The sequence below is a fragment of the Bacteroides sp. f07 genome, from assembly GCF_042854785.1.
GTDB lineage: Bacteria > Bacteroidota > Bacteroidia > Bacteroidales > Bacteroidaceae > Bacteroides.
Genome location: NZ_BAABXI010000002.1, coordinates 584,018 through 604,884 on the forward strand (window position 1 = coordinate 584,018; position 20,867 = coordinate 604,884).

Annotated in this window: 14 protein-coding genes; 2 read left to right on the forward strand and 12 right to left on the reverse strand. The window is 45.1% G+C overall.

Annotated elements, in window-relative coordinates; translation table 11 throughout:
• Positions 1-32 precede the first annotated feature (32 nt).
• The 12 genes from ACGHVY_RS17300 to ACGHVY_RS17355 all read right to left on the reverse strand — a co-directional run bounded on the left by ACGHVY_RS17300 (position 33) and on the right by ACGHVY_RS17355 (position 18,481).
• The gene (locus tag ACGHVY_RS17300; RefSeq protein WP_390600203.1) at positions 33-896 is read right to left on the reverse strand and encodes a DUF3316 domain-containing protein; all 864 of its coding nucleotides are present in this window, start codon (positions 894-896) and stop codon (positions 33-35) included.
• Entirely contained in the window at positions 896-3,541 is a 2,646-nt protein-coding gene (locus ACGHVY_RS17305; RefSeq protein ID WP_308744506.1) for a DNA gyrase/topoisomerase IV subunit A, read from the reverse strand. The genes ACGHVY_RS17300 and ACGHVY_RS17305 overlap by 1 nt, the downstream gene beginning before the upstream one ends.
• Positions 3,542-3,744: 203 nt before the next feature.
• Positions 3,745-5,295, reverse strand: coding sequence for a family 20 glycosylhydrolase (locus ACGHVY_RS17310; protein ID WP_390600205.1), 1,551 nt, complete (start codon positions 5,293-5,295; stop codon positions 3,745-3,747).
• 10 nt (positions 5,296-5,305) lie between these two features.
• Positions 5,306-6,091, reverse strand: a complete 786-nt coding sequence (locus tag ACGHVY_RS17315) for a glucosamine-6-phosphate deaminase (RefSeq protein ID WP_390600207.1) — start codon at positions 6,089-6,091, stop codon at positions 5,306-5,308.
• Positions 6,092-6,098: 7 nt separating this feature from the next.
• The gene (nagA, locus tag ACGHVY_RS17320) at positions 6,099-7,283 is read right to left on the reverse strand and encodes an N-acetylglucosamine-6-phosphate deacetylase (protein ID WP_390600208.1); all 1,185 of its coding nucleotides are present in this window, start codon (positions 7,281-7,283) and stop codon (positions 6,099-6,101) included.
• Positions 7,259-8,587, reverse strand: a complete 1,329-nt coding sequence (locus ACGHVY_RS17325) for a sugar MFS transporter (protein ID WP_390600210.1) — start codon at positions 8,585-8,587, stop codon at positions 7,259-7,261. The genes nagA and ACGHVY_RS17325 overlap by 25 nt, the downstream gene beginning before the upstream one ends.
• A 12-nt stretch (positions 8,588-8,599) precedes the next feature.
• On the reverse strand, positions 8,600-9,721 hold the full coding sequence (locus ACGHVY_RS17330) for an acyltransferase family protein (RefSeq protein WP_390600213.1): 1,122 nt from the start codon (positions 9,719-9,721) through the stop codon (positions 8,600-8,602).
• Between the two features lie 16 nt (positions 9,722-9,737).
• A complete protein-coding gene (locus ACGHVY_RS17335) occupies positions 9,738-11,072 on the reverse strand; it encodes a glycosyl hydrolase family 18 protein (protein ID WP_390600215.1) in 1,335 nt (444 codons plus the stop codon).
• 59 nt (positions 11,073-11,131) lie between these two features.
• Positions 11,132-12,718 (reverse strand): SusD/RagB family nutrient-binding outer membrane lipoprotein, encoded by a 1,587-nt coding sequence (locus ACGHVY_RS17340; protein ID WP_390600218.1) that lies wholly within the window; start codon positions 12,716-12,718, stop codon positions 11,132-11,134.
• A gap of 16 nt (positions 12,719-12,734) precedes the next feature.
• Entirely contained in the window at positions 12,735-15,875 is a 3,141-nt protein-coding gene (locus tag ACGHVY_RS17345) for a SusC/RagA family TonB-linked outer membrane protein (RefSeq protein ID WP_390600221.1), read from the reverse strand.
• A gap of 90 nt (positions 15,876-15,965) precedes the next feature.
• Entirely contained in the window at positions 15,966-17,039 is a 1,074-nt protein-coding gene (locus ACGHVY_RS17350; RefSeq protein ID WP_390600223.1) for a family 16 glycosylhydrolase, read from the reverse strand.
• Positions 17,040-17,308: 269 nt separating this feature from the next.
• Positions 17,309-18,481: a substrate-binding domain-containing protein gene (locus ACGHVY_RS17355; RefSeq protein ID WP_390600226.1), complete on the reverse strand. Its 1,173-nt coding sequence runs from the start codon at positions 18,479-18,481 to the stop codon at positions 17,309-17,311.
• A 231-nt stretch (positions 18,482-18,712) separates the two neighbouring features.
• On the opposite strand from ACGHVY_RS17355, the gene ACGHVY_RS17360 reads away from it, so the two are divergent.
• Together ACGHVY_RS17360 and ACGHVY_RS17365 are read left to right on the forward strand one after the other, a co-directional pair.
• A complete protein-coding gene (locus ACGHVY_RS17360; protein ID WP_390600228.1) occupies positions 18,713-19,222 on the forward strand; it encodes an HU family DNA-binding protein in 510 nt (169 codons plus the stop codon).
• A gap of 103 nt (positions 19,223-19,325) precedes the next feature.
• The gene (locus ACGHVY_RS17365) at positions 19,326-20,867 is read left to right on the forward strand and encodes a glycine--tRNA ligase (protein WP_308744527.1); all 1,542 of its coding nucleotides are present in this window, start codon (positions 19,326-19,328) and stop codon (positions 20,865-20,867) included.

The window sequence follows — 20,867 nt, forward strand, 5'->3', positions numbered from 1 at the left end:
CTTTGAAATTTCAACATTAAATTTTAGTTCTCTTAGTAAGCTCTTACCGATGATGGCAAAGAACCTGTTCCTTTTTTATTTCGGATACGGTATAGGTCTTTCACAAATCCTACCATGAATACATGGGAGTAGGTATGTGTTTTGATATTATTTACTTTGTATTGCTGCAAATCGGCCAGATAACTGAAGCGCATTTTTGTATATCCTATCGGAAGGTCAACGGAAAGCATCTGCCGGAGTGAAGGCTGGTTGTGTAGGGAAGTGAATTTAATCACTCCACTAGAGTTGCCCAAGGAGAATATCTCATAATAGGATTGTCCGTAGTGCGGTGAGAAAAGCACTCCCATTACAGGCAAGTTGACCTGATAGCGTAACACCATCGGATAACGCTTGATTTTCAGATGCCAGATTGCCATTCCCGAAGCGTCCAGATTTACGTAAGCTCTAGCGGAAGCGGGGTTGTTGGTGTTCCGGAGATTGTAGACAAAGCCACCGTTGGCATCTATCAATCCACCTGCCAGTAATTTGAAATTCTCTGTCAGCCGGAACTGGTAATGAAGACCGTAATTCCAGTTGACCAAACCGGAGAATGTATTATTGTTGTCGGCACGGTTGTGCGTATAACCGATATCTGCCTGAAAGAAATTCTGTACGGAAACATTTCCATCAAACAGTTTGGTCATCCGAATCGTCTCACGGGAAACACGGAAGTCGATTCCTTTATATTCCTGTGGCGAAAGATAGGTGTCAAACACATTAGTAAATCCGACACCGTACATGGTAGCACGTGTTACATAGCGATGAGCCTGCAGACTGTCGGTCTGAGCTTGTAATTTTGTGCAGAGGGCGAACAGGATGCATCCTGCCAGCCCCCAGTATATTAGTTTTTTCTTCATCAGAATAATTTCATCTGCCCGGTGATTTCATCAATGATATCCCCTTCGCTTTTGTCGCTGTCCGGATCCAAGTTCTCCGGCTCTTCTTCCGGTTCTTCCTGCGGTTGCTGTTCGGGCTCGGGGAAACGGGTAGGTTCAAGTTCGTTAATCGTCTCTACCGTGTAGGTAGTGAGGCGTTTTCCTTTAGCCTTGAATCCTTTGACAGCAATAAACTCTTCTGCATCAATTTCCAACGAGTCACGGAAACTGTCGTGTCCGCCAAATACAACTTCCAGGCGGGGGTAGTATTCATCGGTCAGCAAGATGAGGCGGTTATTTTTGTTTTCACCCAGATAGTTCTGTTTGCGGCTGGAACCTTCAAAACAGAAACGTTTCAGGTACGGATAATTCTGCTGGTCGGCATCATAAAGCGCGGCGGTCCATACCTTGTTGGGGTCGAACTTCTCAACGATGCTTACATTATCTTCGTAGTGATTGCTCAAGTCGAAGTTGCTGGTGTAGAAGTCACCGTTGTTCAGAACAACCAGTATGGTGTCTTCACTCTGGAACTCACCCAGATATTCACCTCGGGCATCATAGTTGAGGCGGAGGATGTCGCGGTCAAACCATACTTTACGTCCTCCGAGCGTAGAACCGCCTTTCTGTTTCAGGGCGATTTTGTGTATCGGCAAACGGGTGAGGATGATACCGCGTGCTTGTCGGCCTTTAATGCCCACTTCGCTGAAATCTTGTTCGAAGATGATGCGGCGTACACGCGGATTAGGTTTCAACGTAACCTTGATGATTTCAGCTTCTCCGTTCGGATTGGCGCTGAAATAAGTGATACGTGAATCGGGTGTGCCCTGTGTGATGTCATACTCACGGTCGCGGACTACGGAAGTTACGGCGAAACGTTTGACATAAGTCGTTCCCTCTTTTCCGTCACGGTATGCCACGTTGTAAATTGTACGTTTGTCGTTCTTCTTGAATACGTTGACGTAAAGAACGTTCTTGCCCACAAACTTCTTGTCGGCAACAGGCGTGACAAGGTATTTGCCGTCACGGAAGAAAATGATGACATCGTCAATATCCGAACAGCAAGCCACAAATTCGTCTTTCTTCAAGGCAGTTCCGATAAATCCTTCTTCGCGGTTGATATAGAGCTTTTCGTTCGCTTCCACTACTTTGGCGGCCTCGATAGTGTCGAAGTTGCGCAGTTCCGTGCGGCGCGGGAAGTTCTTGCCGTATTTATTCTTCAACATCTGATACCAGTTGACGGTATAGTCTACAATATGTGCCAGATGGTCGTCAATTTCGGCGATGTCTTCTTTCATTCTGGCTATGAGTTCGTCCGCTTTGTCTGAGTTGAATTTCAGGATACGTCCCATCTTGATTTCCATCAGTTTGAGAATATCCTCTTTGGTCACTTCACGGACAAATTGCGGATAATAAGGAGTCAGGCGGTTGTCGATATGTGTGCAGGCGGCATCCATGTCTTTGGATTGTTCGAACTCCTTGTCCTTATAAATGCGCTCTTCGATAAATATCTTTTCGAGAGAAGAGAAGTGTAAGGCTTCCAGTATTTCGCCCTTCTTGATTTCCAGCTCCTGTTTCAGCAGGTCGAGTGTGTTGTCTGCAGATTTCTTCAGAACCTTGCTGACGGTGAGGAAATGGGGTTTGCTGTCGTCGATTACGCAGCAGTTGGGCGAGATACTTACTTCGCAATCGGTGAAAGCATAGAGGGCGTCGATTGTTTTGTCCGATGACGTTCCGGGTGCCAGGTGCACTAATATCTCTACGTTGGCAGCCGTGTTGTCGTCTACCTTACGGATCTTGATTTTTCCCTTCTCGACAGCTTTTAGGATGGAGTCGATAACGGATGAAGTGGTCTTGCCATAAGGAATCTCCGTGATGGCAAGTGTCTTGTTGTCAAGCTTGTTGATTTTCGCACGTACTTTTACAGCTCCGCCGCGTTCTCCGTCGTTGTACTTGGCTACATCAATGGAACCACCCGTCTGAAAATCGGGATATAGCTGGAACTCTTCGCCACGCAGGTAGCTGATAGAGGCATCACAAAGTTCGTTGAAGTTGTGTGGCAGTATCTTGGAAGAAAGTCCGACGGCGATACCTTCCACTCCCTGTGCCAGCAATAACGGGAATTTCACAGGAAGAGTGACCGGTTCCTTGTTTCGTCCGTCATAAGACAGTTTCCACTCGGTAGTCTTGGGATTGAAAACAACATCCAAAGCAAACTTGGACAGGCGCGCTTCGATATAACGGGGAGCGGCGGCACCGTCTCCGGTGAGGATGTTACCCCAGTTTCCCTGGCAGTCGATTAACAAATCCTTCTGCCCGAGCTGCACCAGGGCATCTCCGATAGAAGCGTCACCATGCGGGTGGAACTGCATGGTGTGTCCCACAATGTTGGCAACTTTGTTATATCGTCCGTCATCCAGACGCTTCATAGAATGCAGGATACGTCGCTGAACAGGTTTAAAACCGTCATTAATGTGGGGAACAGCGCGCTCAAGAATCACATACGAAGCATAGTCCAGAAACCAGTTCTGGTACATGCCTGTCAGTTGATGTTTTACGTTTTCGTCCCGCGCGTCCGCCGGTTTGTAGTCTGAATGTTCTTCCGGTATCTCGTTAATTTCGTCACTCATATATCAATCTTCGCTTTGCTTTTACAACAAATTTTCTTCCTGGACATCAAAAAAGGGGATGTCCACGCAAAAATACGAAATAAATTCATATGAGGACGAAAAGAACTCACGTTTTTTATCACTGAACCAACGAAGTATAACCTATGGAAGTATATGTTTGGTCGTGATTGAATCTTTCTTTTTGATATAACTTTTCATGTTGTTTAGATTTTAGTCTGCCTGAGCAAAGCATGGTATAACTCTTTCATCTTCTCTGTTCTCAGCGTATTGATCTCTTCTGCTTGTCCGGGCTTTAGATAGCTTTTATTGAGGTTTATAAAACGTTTGTCCAGCTTGTCGGCTTCGGACATGATTTTATTAAGCCTTTGTGCAAGTCCTGCCGCTTGAGTAATATCATAGTTCTCTGAATTGTAGATAAACTCAATCTCTTTATAACAGAGATAATTAATACGCAGATCCAGCATTAAGCGATAATGCTCAAATTCGCCGGAATGTTGCCGTGGCGAGAGCTTGTCGAATTTATTTTTAAATTCTTTATTGCTTTCAATCACTTGTGTTATATCTGTTCCTTTAGCATCTTTCCCATTACGAACCAACTCTTGGGGTAGTAAAAAATAATTAAGGAATATATGTGCTTCCTCGTTAGAAAGCCCATAACGCTGGTGTGCGTAGGACAAGATAAACTCTTGAGAGTTAAGTGCCTCCTTGGAGTTGGCTGCCTGGCAATAGGCATCAACCAAAATTTGGAAACCGGACATTGGATAAACCTGGCGGACGGGTTGCATGCTGATAACTTCCCAACCGTTATCATAATGAAAACCATAAGTGCCGCTAGTAGACCAGGAAGTTTCTATTATTCCTTCATAACCATGTGAACGGGCAAAAGGCAAGAATGTAGTCAAGTTATCAAAGTGTTTCATCCATTGGGTTAGATAAACGTTGTCCGGAGCGGAACGTAAAGCCGTTGCTCCCCACATCTTTACACCCAGTTTAAGCAGATTGTCGAGTTTGCCGAAACGATCAGGTTCCCAACCATAGTTCCAGTCTACAAAGACAAGGTCTTTTGGTAACTCCTGTACAGCCTCGGGATGCATAAGAATGATATCCGCCCAGATGATAGGTTGCTTTCCCAATTCTTTAACCACTTCATACATAGCTTTTATATAATCAACAAAGAGACGTGATTTGTCGGCTTTGGAGCACTGTGCACAACTACCTAATAGATAAGTTTCATCAGCTCCTATATGAAAATAGGGGGAAGGATGCAATTCAGCCACTTCCCGGAAAACTTCCCGGAAAACTTTTTTCGCTTCTTCTATTTTCAATGGGCATACTTGCGATACTTCTTTTTTATCTTCCCGTAGATGTGCATATCGGTCATGGCGTAAAATGTATTCGCTATGTCCGAAGCAATTTTGCAGAGGTATTACGTCTATTCCCAATGAAGTGCAATGTTGAATGATAGCTTTTATTTCATTGCGGCTGAATGCCAAGTGGTTGCATAGAGTAGCGTGTTTTTGAAAAGGAAAGGTTGCCTCATATTCTATCAATAGGGTATTGATTCCTTTTCGGGACAGATCCGAAGCGAATTCTTTAATAGTCGGAACCGTCATTACTTGTGTACGGCAATCCAGATAAAAAGCTCTGATTTTAAAATCAGAAAGTGGTTGTGCGCTTTTCACAGGAGTGCACGAACAGAAGAATATGCCTAACAGGAGCAGGCTTTTGTATATAAAACGCGGAATGTTGTTCATGGCTACTATATTAAATGAATAAGAGCGATGCGCTGTCTAAATCACAGTAAAGTGTAGCTTGCGGATGTGTACGGAGAATGGATGCCGGACAATCCGTGCTGACAGGCCCGTACACTGTATTTCTCACAGCATTTGCTTTCGGTTTTCCCGGTACCATACAGAAAATATGGGTTGCTTTTAGCATGACAGGGATAGTGACAGTGATAGCCCGTCGGGGAACTTCATCAATGCAGGAAAAGCATCCGTCATGTACTTGTTGCATACGGCAAACTTCATCTAATGACACGAGTTTGACTGATTGAGGGTCGTCAAAACGGGCTACGTGCGGGTCATTGAAGGCAATATGCCCATTTTCCCCGATTCCCATAAAGATGATGTCAAGAGGATGCTCTAGAAGAGTCTGCTCATAGATAGTACAGATTTCTTCCGGTGTTGCTCCTTCCCTGAACAGGTAGTGTACCGATTTAAAAGGGACTGAGCCGAAGATATGTTCTTTGAGGAAATTTCCGAAACGTTGTGGCGCGTCAAGTTTTAGTCCGACATATTCGTCCATGTGTAAGGCATGGATGCGCTGCCATGGAATGTCCTGCTTCTGCAGGACGGCAAGAAATTCGTTTTGTGAGGGAGCTGCCGCAAACAGGATGTTGATTTCTTTCTTTTGTGTTAATAGCTGGTTAATGACTTGCGTTGCGGTTTGGGCGGCATCCATACCCAAAGTACAACGACTGTCGCATATGCGGATGCGTAAGTTATCTTTTTTTAATTCTTTTATTTCTGTTGTTTCAATAATCTCCATAATTGTTCTAATATTGTTGTCCATTAATAAATACTCGTTGGATTTGGATATCTGCATTGAACACTACGATGTCAGCGTCATATCCTTTGGCTATTCTGCCTTTTTGTTCCTGGATTCCCATAATGGTAGCGGGAGTCAAAGACATCATACATACCGCTTCCTCAATAGGACGTTCTCCTAATTGGTGCATGTTTCTCACCAAGCGGTCGGCTGTCGCCACACTTCCTGCAAAAGACTGTCTGTCGGGCATTTTGGCTACTCCATCTTCGATAAGCACCTCTTGTCCTTTGGCACGGCTGCCTAGTATGCTCTTTCCTTCGGGCATACCTGCGGCACGCATGGAATCGGTGATTAAGGCGATTTTTCCTGCTCCCTTGTTTTTGACAGCAAGTTTCATCAGAGGAGCCGGTACGTGTATTCCGTCCGCAATCAGTTCGATGGTAAGCTCGTCCAGTAAGTAACCGGCTTCGATGCATCCCGCATAGCGGTAAGCATTTCGGCGGGTGATTCCATTCATACAGGAATAGAAGTGAGTGATATGCGTGAAGCCATGATGCACAGCTTCCACTATATCCTCGTATATAGCGTCTGTATGGGCAATAGAGGGAAGAATCCCCCTTTCCAACAGCAGGTCGCCGAATCCTAAGGCGCCGGGCAGTTCAGGTGCAATGCTCCAGCGAACAATGTCCTTACTCCTGTCCAGTATCTCCATATATTCTTCGGGAGCCGGATTGCGTAGATAGCGAGGGTCTTGTGCTCCCCGGAATGCATAGGCAAAATAAGGTCCTTCCAAGTGTAAACCTCCAAATGCTGCTCCGACGCTTTGCCCTTTTATCCGGTCGTACACATCGAGAAAACGAAGCAGTTCCTGATTATCCGAAGCTAAAGTGGTGGGGTAGAGTAGAGTTGTCCCATGTTTAAGATGCTCGCGTGCTATGGTAAGACAGTCCTCTTCCGTACAATCCATGAAATCGGAACCGCCTGCGCCGTGAGTATGCAGGTCGATAAATCCGGGTGCGATAAATCCTCCTTTGGCGTTATAATCAATGCTGTCGGCTACTTCGTAATTGCCAGGCTCCACACCGATGATTTTTCCTTCGGAGATAAGTACCGTACCTATTCCGAGATTCTTTTCCGGAGTGATGATTTCTCCGTTGAATATTCTGGTTATTTTTCCTTTTTTAGTCTCCATAATTCTGACCAATGATTAATTTTATATCCGTAGAAAGCGTAAAATATCAAGTAAAGAAAGCAGGGGACCAGTACGATATACCCGGTGCGTAGTCCGTGATGATCTGCTATCAATCCATAAATGACAGGCATGAAAGCATTTCCGCATAAAGCCATTACCATAAATGAGGAACCCAGGTTCGTCCAGCGTCCCAAGTCGTGTATGGCAAGCGGCCATATTCCGGCATAAATCAATGCATTGCAGACTCCCATCAGACACAAACACCAGATGGAAAGCGAAGTCGTATGTCCGTACATCTGTATGGTGCCGGGAATGAATAACACGCAGATTGACAGAATAAGTCCACCTACGGTAGAAATCCGGAGCATGAGTCGTTGGCTGGCGATTCGTGGAATGAGCAGGATACCGAGAAAATATCCCACGAGGGCGCATGACAGCGTAATGCTGGGAAAAATCTTGGCTTCCTGAAGATTGAAACCCATACTCTCCGCATAACTGATGATGGTGTCAATGGAGATTACTTGCGCAGCCACGTGGAAGAAGATGGCGAATACTCCCATGATAAGATAAGGATACGAACCGATGGATTTGCGGTCGCTGCCATTGTGTACCATATCTTCCTGTCGGCTATTGCTCACTTCCGGCAACCGGATAAAGTAGATGGCGCAGCCGAATAAGAAAAGGAACGATGAGAGCACCGAATAAGGGATAATGACCCTGCGAATCAGTCCGTCTAACAGAATATCTTTCTCGACACCCGTTACGTTGTTGTTTTTAAGTACCTCAAATAATTCATGGTCTGTCGATTTTAAAATGACGGCCGCAAATAATAAAGGCGCAAGAATGCCGGCAATCTTGTTGCATAATCCCATAATGCTGATGCGCCGTGCCGCAGATTCTATCGGCCCGAGTATGGTTACATAAGGATTGGCTACCGTTTGCAATATGGATAGCCCGGTTCCTATGGTGAACAGCCCGGTCAGGAAAATAGAATAAGCTCTTGTATAGGCGGCAGGAACGAACATGAGTGTCCCTGCCGACATCAGCCATAATCCGATCATAATGCTCCACCTTGAACCTACCCGTCCAATCAGCCGGGCGGCAGGGATGGACATGACAAGATAGGCGATGTAGAATGCCAGGGCTACCAGGTAAGATTGTGTATGTGTCAATTCACAGGATACCTTGAAGTAAGGTATCAGGATAGAATTGACCCATGACACTAATCCGAAGATGAAAAACAGCATTCCCAGCATGATCATCGGGAGCAGATTGGACGGTTGTCTTGACTGAACGTTATCCATAAACTTTTCTTTTTACAATTTTATATAAATGCGTTTCCGATAGAGGATATATCCGCATCCCCAGATTATAATGATGAAGATTAAGGCATAAATGAATGAGCCCATATAATCACCTAGCAGAGGTTGTAAAGCCTGATTATAGAGCAATCCGCGTATGCTGGTAAGCCGGTCGTCCCAAGGGATAAACGACAGGCTGAATAACACACTGGCAATCCAGCCGACACAGTACATAAACAGAGGATTCACTCCAAAAGCTTCGAAGAAGCGGCTCCATCCTTTTCGCCGGCGGACATCTATGACATCTATCAGCAGGGCGAGGAGTAACGAGGCTGCTCCGCAAGTTACTAGTGTATAGGAACTAGTCCACAACTTCTTGTTGATAGGATCGAGGTATTGCAACAGGAAACCGGTAAAAAGCAGGATTATCCCGAATAATGCAATTTTGCGGACACGTTCCTTATTCTCATCCGTATGAGTTATCAAACCACCGACATATGCACCTAGCAGCACATGTGCCCAGCAAGGTATCGTGCTGAGTAGTCCTTCCGGTTCGAAAGCGAAGCTGCCGCCATCGGCAGTTTCCTTAATCAAATGTCCGGCTCCTAACAGCTTGACGTCAATGACCGCAATCAGGTTGTCGGCAGAATGCACATACCCATTGAAACCTTGTAATAAGCCGAAATACAACAGCAGGATACCGCCGGCCACACCGAGATAGTACTTTTGCGGAACGATGATGGCGAGGAAAGCTCCCCCCGCATAAGAAAGGGCAAGCCGTTGCATCACGCCGAGAATCCGTAGATGTTCCCATGAAAAGGTTCCATAGCAGAGCTTGGAAAAGCAGTCCAGGGCGATTCCCACTGCAAAGAGTGCCACTGTACGGCGGATGATTTTCATGCTGACGGCAGCATCCAACTTCTCAAACCTGTGCAATGAGAAGTGGATTGCCACCCCCATAATGAACATAAAGAAAGGAAAAACCAAGTCTGTGGGGGTTAAGCCGTTCCACTGTGCATGTTTTAGCGGGGCATAAACAGACTGCCAGGAACCGGGGTTGTTAACTAGGATCATTCCGGCAATGGTGATTCCTCTTATTACGTCAAGTGCAAGTAATCTATTTGATTGGGTCGACATATATCCTGAGTGTTGGTTATTTTATAAAGGTCTTGTAGATGATATTCAGTAAGCTAGTTGCGTCATCTTCCGAGTCATCCGACAGGTCATTCAGTAAAATCCCACCGAAATCATTGTCCACTACATAGTCGGATTTCTGCTGTACGAGCGGATGACCGTTGTAGAAGACTATTTTGCCATCTTTTTCTATTTCATCTTTTCCGGCAGGGGTATCCGAAACATATTCTGTAAGAATGACCTTGTATGCTTTGCGTACGGCACCGGTCGGGATAGTGGTACTTTGGAATTGGATGCCATAGGCAGGCAAGCCTAAAATAATCTTACTCTTGTCAATTCCATTGGTGATACCCCATTGGGTCGCTGCGGCAGTGAAATGTTCGAAACTAGAGTGCTGGTCTACGGCAGATGAAGCCCAAGCCCCGGTAAAGTTATATATTGCCACATTGAGATAATCCACATACTCGAACATTGAGAAATCACCGTTGTAAGCATTCTGGCTTCCCCACATGCCTTCACTGTCTCCTTTTACACCGGCTGTTAACAGCTTATCTCCCAATCCCGCTTTCAGTTGTTGGTAGAGTGCTTTCAAGTGGCTTGCATATGTTGCGTTTTCTGCTTTGTCAGAACCACCTGCACTACTGCCCGTCCAGCCTTCAAAGAGTACATTGATTCCGTCCAGTTCACAATCTTCCACTACTTGCAAGGCTCTTTCGCCGAGTGACTGGCGGAAGTCGTCCGTCATGGTTTTCATTACGCTGGCAAGATCCATAGACATTAAAACTTTCACCCCTTTAGCCTGTCCCTGTCGGATGAAGTCGGTATTTGACTGGAGGGTGGTTGCTGCCTGAATAGTTCCGTCGGTGGTAACGCCACCAACGACACACAAATGTGTCATCTTTTCCCAAGGAATTTCGCGACTGGTTATGGCACCGTTTGACAAATAGCAGAATATCTTCTTCTTTAATTCCACAGGTTCGGGCTCTTCGGGTGGTGTCACCGGTGCTGTTACAGTCAAGGCAAAGTTTCTGTAATTTAGTAATCCGTTACGTGTCACTTCGATTCGTAGTCTGAAAGAGCCTGTTTCGGGGAAAGTATAGACCAATGAAGCGCTTGTCCCTATCTCTTCACTGTCCAGAAACCATTTTACAGAGGTCTTTTCATCTGCCGGAGATACCAGCACCTTGAATTCTGTCACTTCGCCGGCTATAGCCGATGCCGTTTCTTGCATATCCGTGTAGATGTAGGGTACTTCATCATCCCTGAATTCCGGATTGTTGGCAGAATCATCCTTGCAACTTCCTAACATTATACCGATGAAGCATAATAGTAAAAAAAGGTAATTTGTTTTCATATAGTATATTCATTTATTTATTCATGGTTGGGTATTTTTGTAATTCTAATCTCTCATTTTTATTCCTTGTCCCACCATACATGGCTTGTCCAGTCGTCCGTACCGCCCATACGTTCGATAGCGGCTTCCAGATTGGCCTTGTTCTTGGTCTGCTCTTCTATCGGGTACATCATGCGGGCAGGGCGTTTTCCGTTAGACTCGTTCTCTGTGGGAGCGAGGTTTTTGAACATGACATATTTGCTCGGCATTTCGGTGCGGCGGATGTTAGACCATGCTTCAATCGGGTCAAGGATATAGAGTATCCATAATTGCTTGTTTATTTCTTCCAAAGCAGCAGTGGTGCCGGCATCCAGTAATGCGGATTGTTTTTCAACAAAGGTCTTGATTTGCGCATCAGTGGGGAGAGTCGCTCCGAACAGTTCCCATTGTTTGATTGCTGCAGTCAATCCCTTTTTGTAATGTTCCTTGGGACTTTCGGCAGATACATTCCACTGGCGGACGGCTGCTTCGGCCAAATAGAACTCTGTTTCTGCATAACTCAGGTGAATGTATGGAGAGCCCGGATTAGTCAGCAGTTTGGAAGGTTGCATCTTTTGATAATTATGAGTGACGCTTACTTCTTTTCCGTCAACCGTGAGAGTTAATGCTGCTGCCCAAGCATTATAGATAAAGTCCTGTGCGGGAACTCCCTGATAAGCTCCCAGCTTTTCATATACCTGAGAAGTGATGTCTATGCGGTCGCCATCGGTATATGCTCCACCTATATATATGGTCCGCGGGTCATTGACGGAAGTCAGCGCATCCAGCAGTTCGGTGGTCATGCGGTAGTTGCTGTGTTGCGGGTCTTCCAATAGCTGGTTGGCGAAACCATTGCCGGGACCTTCTTCCAGTCTGCTGGCTTCATGTTCCACATAACAGATGTCCTGATTGGAATTCATTACTCCTGCTTCGTAGGCGGCTTTGGCTTCCTGCTGTGCGAGTGTCGGATTTACTTTCAGGAGCCGCATCGCAATACGCAGCCATAAGGAGTTGGCAAAACGTCTCCATTTCTCTATGTCACCTTTGAAGTAAAGGTCGTTTTGAGGTGCTATGGCTGCCGTGCTCAGTTGGGCGGAAGCCTCGCGCAGTTCTTTCAGGAAGTCCATGTAGATATCTTCCTGTTTGTCATACTTCGGTTTTACAATGTTTTCCTGATAAACCTTGCCGGCTTCAAAATAAGGGATATCACCATAATAGTCTGTCAATTTCAAGAAGGCTTCCACTTTCAAGATACGGCCGATAGCATTCAAGTTGCTTTCTTCCGGGTTGTCGGCGGTCTGGTCTACAAGAGCGACAGCGGTTTTGATAATTTCCGGATAGTAGATCGTCCAGAGACGCTCCATGTAGTCGACGCGCTTTTTGCACTTGCCGCCATATTCCTGCATGCTCCAGCCACCAATCCAGTGGTTGACAAATGCTCCCGGGAAAATCAGATAGCGGAGAGTGCTTTGTAGATATTGCGAGTGAGTCAGTTGTATGGTAGGTATCAGCAAGTGGGGAGAAATGCTGGTTGCCTTGGTCGGATTTTCGTTCAACTCTGTGAGGTCGGCACAACTGCATAAGCAGAAGAGGCTGGCAATTAAGAAATTCCATTTAATTCTTTTCATATTCGGTGTGCGTTTTTTAGAATTTGACATTAATGCCGAATCCGAAGGTACGGCGTGAAGGTAACGAGCCATACTCAAACCCTTGACCGTTGCCGTTATTATAAGATGATTCCGGATCTATATTATCGACATTGGAATAAATTAGCAATAAATTGCGTCCGTAGGCAGAGAGAGTGACAGACTCGATGGGAGTATGTACGAACCACTTCTTGGGACAGGTGTACGAGAGTGATATTTCGCGCAGTTTGACGAATGAATTGTCGTAGATGAACGGTTCGGGAGAAGTCGTTTGCAGTGCCTGCCAGTATTTTGCAGGGTCTACACATACATTGTTGGGCACGTAAACCATTTCGCCATCATCGTTTTTTATTGCCATCACTCCTTTTCCCACATAACCGCCGGTAGCTATCCAGCTTCCTGCCGGAACGCCTGCCGATTGGCGTTGCTGCTCGGAACGATACCATTCCTGACGTCCTTCGAGTGTCTCTTTCGATGTACCGTTTACATGAGACTGCATAGCGCTCATAGAATAAATATCTGCACCGAATTTCATGTCGAACAATACGCTCATCGAGAGGTTCTTGTAAGTGAATGCATTGCGGAAACCTAAAGTAAAATCATAGTTGCCGTTGCCTAACACAGAAACCTTGTCGTCAAAAGTAGGAAGACCGTTTTCAAAGATTACGTCTCCTTTCTCCGTCCGTTTCAGCTTTTTGCCTACAATGACACCGTAAGGCTGTCCTTCGCTGGCGTAGATGGAAGCATTTGCCCAACGGGCGGAAGCGAGTTCGAAGTCTTTTACCTCATCATGCAATTTCACCACCTCATTATAGTTTTTGGCGAAGTTGACACTGGCATCCCATGTGAAATTCTTTGTTCTTACCGGAACGAACGAGAGAGAGGCTTCAATACCTTTGTTTGCTATTTCTCCGGCATTGATGACGGCGCGTTTGTATCCGGTGGATTGTGACAACGGGAGAGACAGAATCTGGTCTTTGGTCGTCTGTTGGTAGTAAGTCACATCCAGCCCCAGGCGGCTGTCAAAGAAACGCACATCCAACCCTACCTCGAATGAATAAGTAGAGGTCGGTTTCAAGTTTGCGTTAGGTACAGAGCCGGAAGCGATATATCCCAAAGATGTACCTTTGTTGGTATAGGCTTTCAGACCATACTCCAATTGCAACTGATAGGGACTTGTATCACCGCCTACTTTCGCCCACGAGCCGCGTAGCTTTCCGAATGTCAGCCAGTCCTTGTGCTCGAAAAGATTGGAGAATATCAAACTTCCCGATACGGAAGGGTAGAAATAAGAACGGTTGCTGGCACTTAATGTAGAAGATACGTCGTTGCGGAAAGTGGCATCAATATAGACAAGCTCCTTATATCCCAGGCTTACCTGCCCGAACAAGGAACGTACTGCTTTACGTACCAATGCATGTTCTGTTTCTATACTGCCATAGTTTGTAATATCCTGAAGGTCGGGTATTACTTGCGATTGCCCTGTCTGTATCATCGACTCGTACTCGTAACGCATGACGTTACCGCCGGCAAAAGCCGAAACATCAAACTCGTTGAAACGTTTCTGGAAACGGAGCATCATTTCGAAGTTGTATTGCATTACGTTATTGGTCATCTCTTTCATCAGCCCGTCCACAAAGCCGGGAGTGTACATGGGAGTGAAATCCGTAAACCGGAAAGTGTAAGAATCCAACCCTGCCTTGAAACTGGCTTGCAAGCAGTCGAGGAAAGAGTAGTACACACGTCCTTGTCCCATCAGGCGGTCACGTTTCGACTTATTACTCATTTCATTGATTACCCAATAAGGGTTGATACGGTATTTATCTCCGTTCCAGTCGTTGTAGCGTCCGGCTTCATCTTTATAGTTAGCCGCCAGCCATTTCTGGTCGAAGTTCGGGGCGATACCTATCAGTGCGTTCCCTATATTGCTGGGGCTGTCGGACAGTGCCGGACGGTTCTTGACTGTTTCGTAGCTATAAGTTCCCTGAGCCTCCACTGTCAGGCGTTTAGTCATTTTTGCGCTACCTTTGAAAGAAACGCTTGTGCGGTTTAAGTCTGATTCCGGAACGATGTCCCAGTTACGCATGTCCGATATGGAAACACGGAACGATGAATTGTCGTTGGTCTTGTTGAAAGCTACGGCATTGGTTGTTGTAATACCAGTACGGAAAAAGCTCAGGATGTTATTGTTTACATTTCCATAATTCCGTAATTCTCCGTTATAGATGTTGGCTTCCAGATTCGGATCCAGTTTACCGCCCCAGGATACTTGTGACGTGTTCGAAGCTGTCTCTGTGGACATTGGCGGGCGACCGTCACGTCCTTGTCCGTAGACACGCTGGTAATCGTCGAAGTTGCTTAACAGTTTTACGATACTGAGGTTGGACGAAAATTCCACTCCGATTCCTTTTTTCTTGCCGGCAGACTTGGTTGTGATGAGTACGACCCCATTGGAAGCTCTCGAACCGTAGAGTGCAGACGCCGAAGGACCTTTCAGAATAGAGATGTTTTCAATATCATCCGGATTGAGCGAGGAAAGCACATCGCCGTAGTCATAACCACCCCATTTCCCGGCTCCTTCCAGTTCAGTGTTGTCTACCGGCATACCGTCGATGACATACAACGGTTGGTTGGAACCGCTCAACTGTGAATTACCGCGGATGATGACACGTGTGGAACCCGAAGGCCCTGCCGTAGTGGAAGAAATATCCACCCCTGCCACTTTACCGGAGATGGCGGACATCACATTTTGCTCGTTTCCGGCGGTCAGTGTCTCGTTGTTAACCGAAGACACGGCATATCCCAGAGCTTTCGTTTCCCGTTTGATGCCGAGTGCCGTGACCACCACTTCGTCTATTTTTACCGTATTTTCTTCCAATACCACTGTAAGTGTGGTTCTTCCTTCCACTTTCACTTCCGCAGATTTCATGCCTATATAACTAACGTGCAGCGTAGCGTTGCGTGAAGAAGCCTTAATGCTGAAATTACCGTTTATATCCGAGATAACACCGATATTATTAGCCTTATCCTGGATGGTGGCGCCGATGATGGGTTCTTTGTCTGCCCCGATCACTTTGCCGGACACTACGAAATGGTTTTGGGCAAATATTACCGGACTGAAGCAGCATATATATACCATTAGAAAAAAACTCCTTAGGAAAATTCTTCTTTCGGACGGATGGAATGAATGAATTGAGTTTTTCACTTTCGTATTCTTTAGGGTTAATAATTAGTTCTTTTTGAAAATGCGTACATAGTCAATTTCCATTTCTAGAGGAAACTTGTCCAGTTCTATGCCGTAGCGGCTTCCCCAGGTTCCACCGACTGAGACGTTCATTATCAGATACAACTCGCTGTTGAAAGGCCAGAAGCGGGGATTGTCTTTCTGTGACGGTGTGAAAGTCAGATACACGTTTGCCGGGTCATCTACATAGAATTCCACTTTATCGTCTGTCCAGTTCATACCATAAACATGGAAACTGGTTTCTACATCGTTCACCATGATAGTGCCGCCTGAAACGTTTGTCTCTTCCTTCGGGTCGGCAAGTGTGGCTGTAGTGTGGGCTGTGCCGTGAATCTTGTTCTTCTCGTAAGCTACATATTCCATCATATCCAATTCGGAATAGTAGGGATATGCATTTTTGCCATAGAACCAGATGGCGGGGACAGTACCTTTTACTCCGGGCACTTTGGCGCGTACCTCCACACGTCCCCGGTTAATTTCTATTTTTCCCTTCGTGATAATGCGTGCAGAGGTGAAATCACCTTTTTCTTCTCCGGTTTTTCCGTCTACTTTTATTGCCCTTATCACTAACTTTCCGTCTCTGATAAAGGAGTTTTCCGGGCTGCTGGTATAGTTTTGCTTTTCGCTGTTACCCCATCCTTCGGTACCTATATCATAGTTCCAGGCCATCTTGTCGAGAGTGTAAGATGTGAATTCGTCATTCCACCAAAGCTGCTCGCCTTGTTGGTGGTAATAGGAGTCGTTATCCACCGTGATTGTCTTGGTGATTGAACCTTTTTGTGAATTCCATTCACTGGTCAGAGTGACCTCGTAAGTCCCTTTTTGTTCAAAATAACATACGACACTTCTGCCTGTCAATCGTAAGTTCTTGCTAGGAATGAACCATTCGAATGACGCGTCCTTTGCATCACCGTCTGTGATAGCTGTCAGAGTGACAAAATTGGAATTGTTTTCCATTTGTAATGTCTGGAAAGAAAGAGGTAGCGTATTTCCCGCATCGGAGTCATTGCATGCAAAGCATAAGAATAGCATGCATAGATAAATTATACCTTTATTCATAATCTGCACATTTAAATTAGTGATTCATAATATTATTTTAATTGGTGAAAATATAGTTTATCAGACGTCTTTTATATTCGCAAAAGTATGGAGATTTTTAGTCTATTTACGCACAATTTGCGCAATTGAATCTTCATTTTGCGCAGGATTTCGTGCTATGAGTGTTAAAAACAGAAATAAAGCAGGAAGTAATAGTTTAAGTAAGCCCTAAAAACGCTTTGACAGGGCTTCCTCGAAAAGTGTAATCCGGTGAAAGCAGGTGAGTGTGTTTAGTCTGTGGTGCCGGAAACCGGACTATGTATAACCAGCTTTTGTTTTTGACGATATTCGATAGGTGAACAGCCTTTATATTTCTTGAAAACGCGTGCTATGTTATTATAATCCTTGAAACCTACTGCTATGGCTAAATCGGTCAACGGGCGGTCTGTCGTAAGCAGCAAGTCTGCCAGATGATTGCACCGGCAATTCAGGATATACTGATAAATAGAAGTGTTCAACGCATTCTTGAATCTCACTTCAAAATTCCTGCGGGATAGCGGAAGATTGGCAAGCAAAGAGTCTATCGTCAGGTCGTCACTGTAATGAGAATCTATATATTTCACTACTTCCAGGATATAAGGGTCTTTGATATTGTGTTTCTCCGTTGATTGCCGCAGTTCGATGCGGATAGGGTTGATGACAATATTGAAAGTACCTTCGTGTTCTTTTTTGATTTGTTGATGGATGAGCCTGCCGATAGAATATCCGCCTCTTTCTACTTCGAGTTCTATGGATGAGATTGGAGGGTCGGAGATATTGCACATCAGTTCGTCGTTATCCACACCTAATAAGGCTATTTCTTCCGGAATATGGATATTGTTCATCCGGCAGGTTTCAGAAATGAACAGGGCGTGTGCGTCATCACAGCAAAACAGGGCGACCGGTTTGGGGAGTTGCTGCAACCACCGGCTTACTTCCAATCTTATCTCGTCTTCCTGTTTGTCTGATTCGAAACAGAAGAATCCGCCGCCGGTGCGTTTCACTTCCTGCCGGTAGCCCTCGCAACGCTCATCAGACCACACCACACCTTTGACACCGAAATAAGCAAAGTTGCGGAACATTCTTTTCGCAAAGAATTGGGCGGCCATTCTTCCCGTGCCTTTATAATCACCGGTCAAGTTGGAGTAAGTAACGCTCCGGTGATGGTAGTTTTGTAATACCACCGGTATATTCAGTTCTTTCTGCAAATCAATCGTGTCGTTGTTCCATTGACCGATGATGGCATCGGCTTTCCATTCTTTTGCCCATTTCAGAATGCCTTCCTCTCCGTACATTGCACTATAATAAGAAGGTAGTCTGTAGAAGAGCCAGGGACCGTTTTCTTTGGAGTACTGTACAAGCCCCCGCAACAGTTTCCTGTCGAACTCACTGGAGTAGTCAATCAGTAGAAGAATCTTAATCATGGTTTAATGTTTTTCTTTAGCATTATGAAAGATGCACAAATATATAAGAATAACTTTGTTTTCCTATAATAAAGACTTAATTTTGTGGCAAGAATAACTTGTATGACACCCGGGTCTCGTGCTGTACGACACCCGGGTGTTGTTGTGTTCGACACCCGGGTCTCAGTATGCATGACACCCGGGTGTCGAACAAACTATTATAACGAATAAAAAAGAAAGGAGCACAAGATTATGTCTATACCTTATGTAGTGAGAAAGAAAGCGGATTTGTCATCCGGAGAAAGAAAAGAGTTATGGTACGGTGTACCTAGTAAAATGCAGCAAAGAGGCGGGGTGAAGAATAAGGAACTTGCGGTACGTATGGCAAAAATGACAGGATTTCATCGTGGACAGATAGAGGGCATTTTGTCGGAACTGGTTGAGAGTATTCAAGATTTGCTCTCTTCAGGTCATTCGGTGACCATTGAAGGATTAGGAACATTTCAGACCGCATTGACAAGTCAGGGATATGAGTTACCCGAATTGGTGACACCGGGGAAAGTATCTATTTCACGCGTATATTTTGTTGCAAATTCAAAATTCAGCAAGGAACTGAAGAAAACCAAGTGTACCCGTATACCTTTTAAATATTATATGCCCGAAAGTATGCTGACGAAAAATATGAAGAAGGCAGATCGGGAATTGGAACAAACAGAATACGACATAGAAGAGCCGGAAATGGATGAAGAAGTTCAGGAATAAGATAAATTAATACCCTACCTGTCTTATTTATGAGATAAATCCCTATCTTTGTGGCACTTTTTACGAAAAAAGGAAAATCAAATTAATAGATATAGAAAAGAAAATGGCACAAGAAGACGTTTTTAAGAAACTTGTATCGCACTGCAAAGAGTACGGTTTCGTATTTCCTTCAAGCGATATCTACGACGGACTGGGCGCTGTGTATGACTATGGTCAGATGGGCGTTGAATTGAAAAACAACATTAAGAAATATTGGTGGGACAGCATGGTGCTGTTGCACGAAAACATTGTCGGTATCGACTCTGCCATCTTTATGCACCCTACTATCTGGAAGGCTTCCGGACACGTTGACGCATTCAATGACCCTTTGATTGACAATAAAGATTCTAAAAAGCGTTATCGTGCCGATGTGCTGATTGAAGACCAGTTGGCTAAGTATGACGATAAAATCAATAAGGAAGTGGCGAAAGCTGCCAAGAGATTCGGCGAAAGTTTTGATGAGGCTCAATTCCGTTCTACCAACGGACGTGTATTGGAGCATCAGGCAAAGCGTGACGCTCTTCATGCTCGTTTCGCGAAAGCGCTGAATGACGGTAATTTGGAAGAACTTCGCCAGATTATCATTGATGAAGAAATCGTATGCCCGATCTCCGGTACTAAGAACTGGACAGAGGTTCGTCAGTTCAATCTGATGTTCTCTACAGAAATGGGTTCTACTGCCGATGGTTCTATGAAGATTTATCTTCGCCCGGAAACTGCACAAGGTATTTTCGTAAACTACCTGAATGTACAGAAAACAGGTCGTATGAAAGTTCCTTTCGGTATTGCGCAGATTGGTAAGGCTTTCCGTAACGAGATTGTTGCCCGTCAGTTCATATTCCGTATGCGTGAGTTCGAACAGATGGAAATGCAGTTCTTTGTAAAACCGGGAACTGAACTCGACTGGTTCAAGAAATGGAAAGAAATCCGTCTGAAATGGCACAAGGCGCTGGGCTTCGGTGATGCAAGCTATCGTTATCACGACCATGATAAACTGGCTCATTATGCCAATGCTGCTACTGACATCGAATTCCTGATGCCGTTTGGATTTAAGGAAGTGGAAGGTATCCATTCCCGTACTAACTTCGACTTGTCACAGCATGAGAAGTTCTCAGGAAAGAGTATTAAATATTTTGATCCTGAACTGAACGAATCATATACTCCGTATGTAATTGAAACTTCTATTGGCGTTGACCGTATGTTCCTCAGTATCATGAGCGCAGCTTATTGCGAAGAACAACTGGAAAATGGTGAAAGCCGCGTAGTATTGAAATTACCTGCTGCTTTGGCTCCGGTGAAATTAGCTGTCATGCCGTTGGTGAAGAAAGACGGTCTGCCTGAAAAGGCTCGTGAGATTATCGACGACCTGAAGTTCCACTTCCATTGCCAATATGATGAAAAAGATAGTATCGGTAAGCGTTATCGCCGTCAGGATGCTATTGGTACTCCGTACTGTGTAACAGTCGACCATCAGACATTAGAAGATAACTGCGTAACATTGCGTAACCGCGATACCATGCAGCAAGAGCGTGTCGCTATCTCTGAACTGAATAATATTATCGCAGACAGAGTAAGCATCACTTCTCTATTGAAAACTTTACAATAA

What these genes read in the sequence shown, in the direction of transcription:
- ACGHVY_RS17325 (WP_390600210.1), bottom strand. Translation starts at nt 8,587, where the DNA reads ATGGATAACGTTCAGTCAAGACAACCGTCCAATCTGCTCCCGATGATC.
- ACGHVY_RS17310 (WP_390600205.1), bottom strand. Translation starts at nt 5,295, where the DNA reads ATGAACAACATTCCGCGTTTTATATACAAAAGCCTGCTCCTGTTAGGC.
- ACGHVY_RS17350 (WP_390600223.1), bottom strand. Translation starts at nt 17,039, where the DNA reads ATGAATAAAGGTATAATTTATCTATGCATGCTATTCTTATGCTTTGCA.
- ACGHVY_RS17345 (WP_390600221.1), bottom strand. Translation starts at nt 15,875, where the DNA reads ATGGTATATATATGCTGCTTCAGTCCGGTAATATTTGCCCAAAACCAT.
- nagA (WP_390600208.1), bottom strand. Translation starts at nt 7,283, where the DNA reads ATGGAGACTAAAAAAGGAAAAATAACCAGAATATTCAACGGAGAAATC.
- ACGHVY_RS17305 (WP_308744506.1), bottom strand. Translation starts at nt 3,541, where the DNA reads ATGAGTGACGAAATTAACGAGATACCGGAAGAACATTCAGACTACAAA.
- ACGHVY_RS17330 (WP_390600213.1), bottom strand. Translation starts at nt 9,721, where the DNA reads ATGTCGACCCAATCAAATAGATTACTTGCACTTGACGTAATAAGAGGA.
- ACGHVY_RS17355 (WP_390600226.1), bottom strand. Translation starts at nt 18,481, where the DNA reads ATGATTAAGATTCTTCTACTGATTGACTACTCCAGTGAGTTCGACAGG.
- ACGHVY_RS17365 (WP_308744527.1), top strand. Translation starts at nt 19,326, where the DNA reads ATGGCACAAGAAGACGTTTTTAAGAAACTTGTATCGCACTGCAAAGAG.
- ACGHVY_RS17360 (WP_390600228.1), top strand. Translation starts at nt 18,713, where the DNA reads ATGTCTATACCTTATGTAGTGAGAAAGAAAGCGGATTTGTCATCCGGA.
- ACGHVY_RS17335 (WP_390600215.1), bottom strand. Translation starts at nt 11,072, where the DNA reads ATGAAAACAAATTACCTTTTTTTACTATTATGCTTCATCGGTATAATG.
- ACGHVY_RS17300 (WP_390600203.1), bottom strand. Translation starts at nt 896, where the DNA reads ATGAAGAAAAAACTAATATACTGGGGGCTGGCAGGATGCATCCTGTTC.
- ACGHVY_RS17340 (WP_390600218.1), bottom strand. Translation starts at nt 12,718, where the DNA reads ATGAAAAGAATTAAATGGAATTTCTTAATTGCCAGCCTCTTCTGCTTA.
- ACGHVY_RS17315 (WP_390600207.1), bottom strand. Translation starts at nt 6,091, where the DNA reads ATGGAGATTATTGAAACAACAGAAATAAAAGAATTAAAAAAAGATAAC.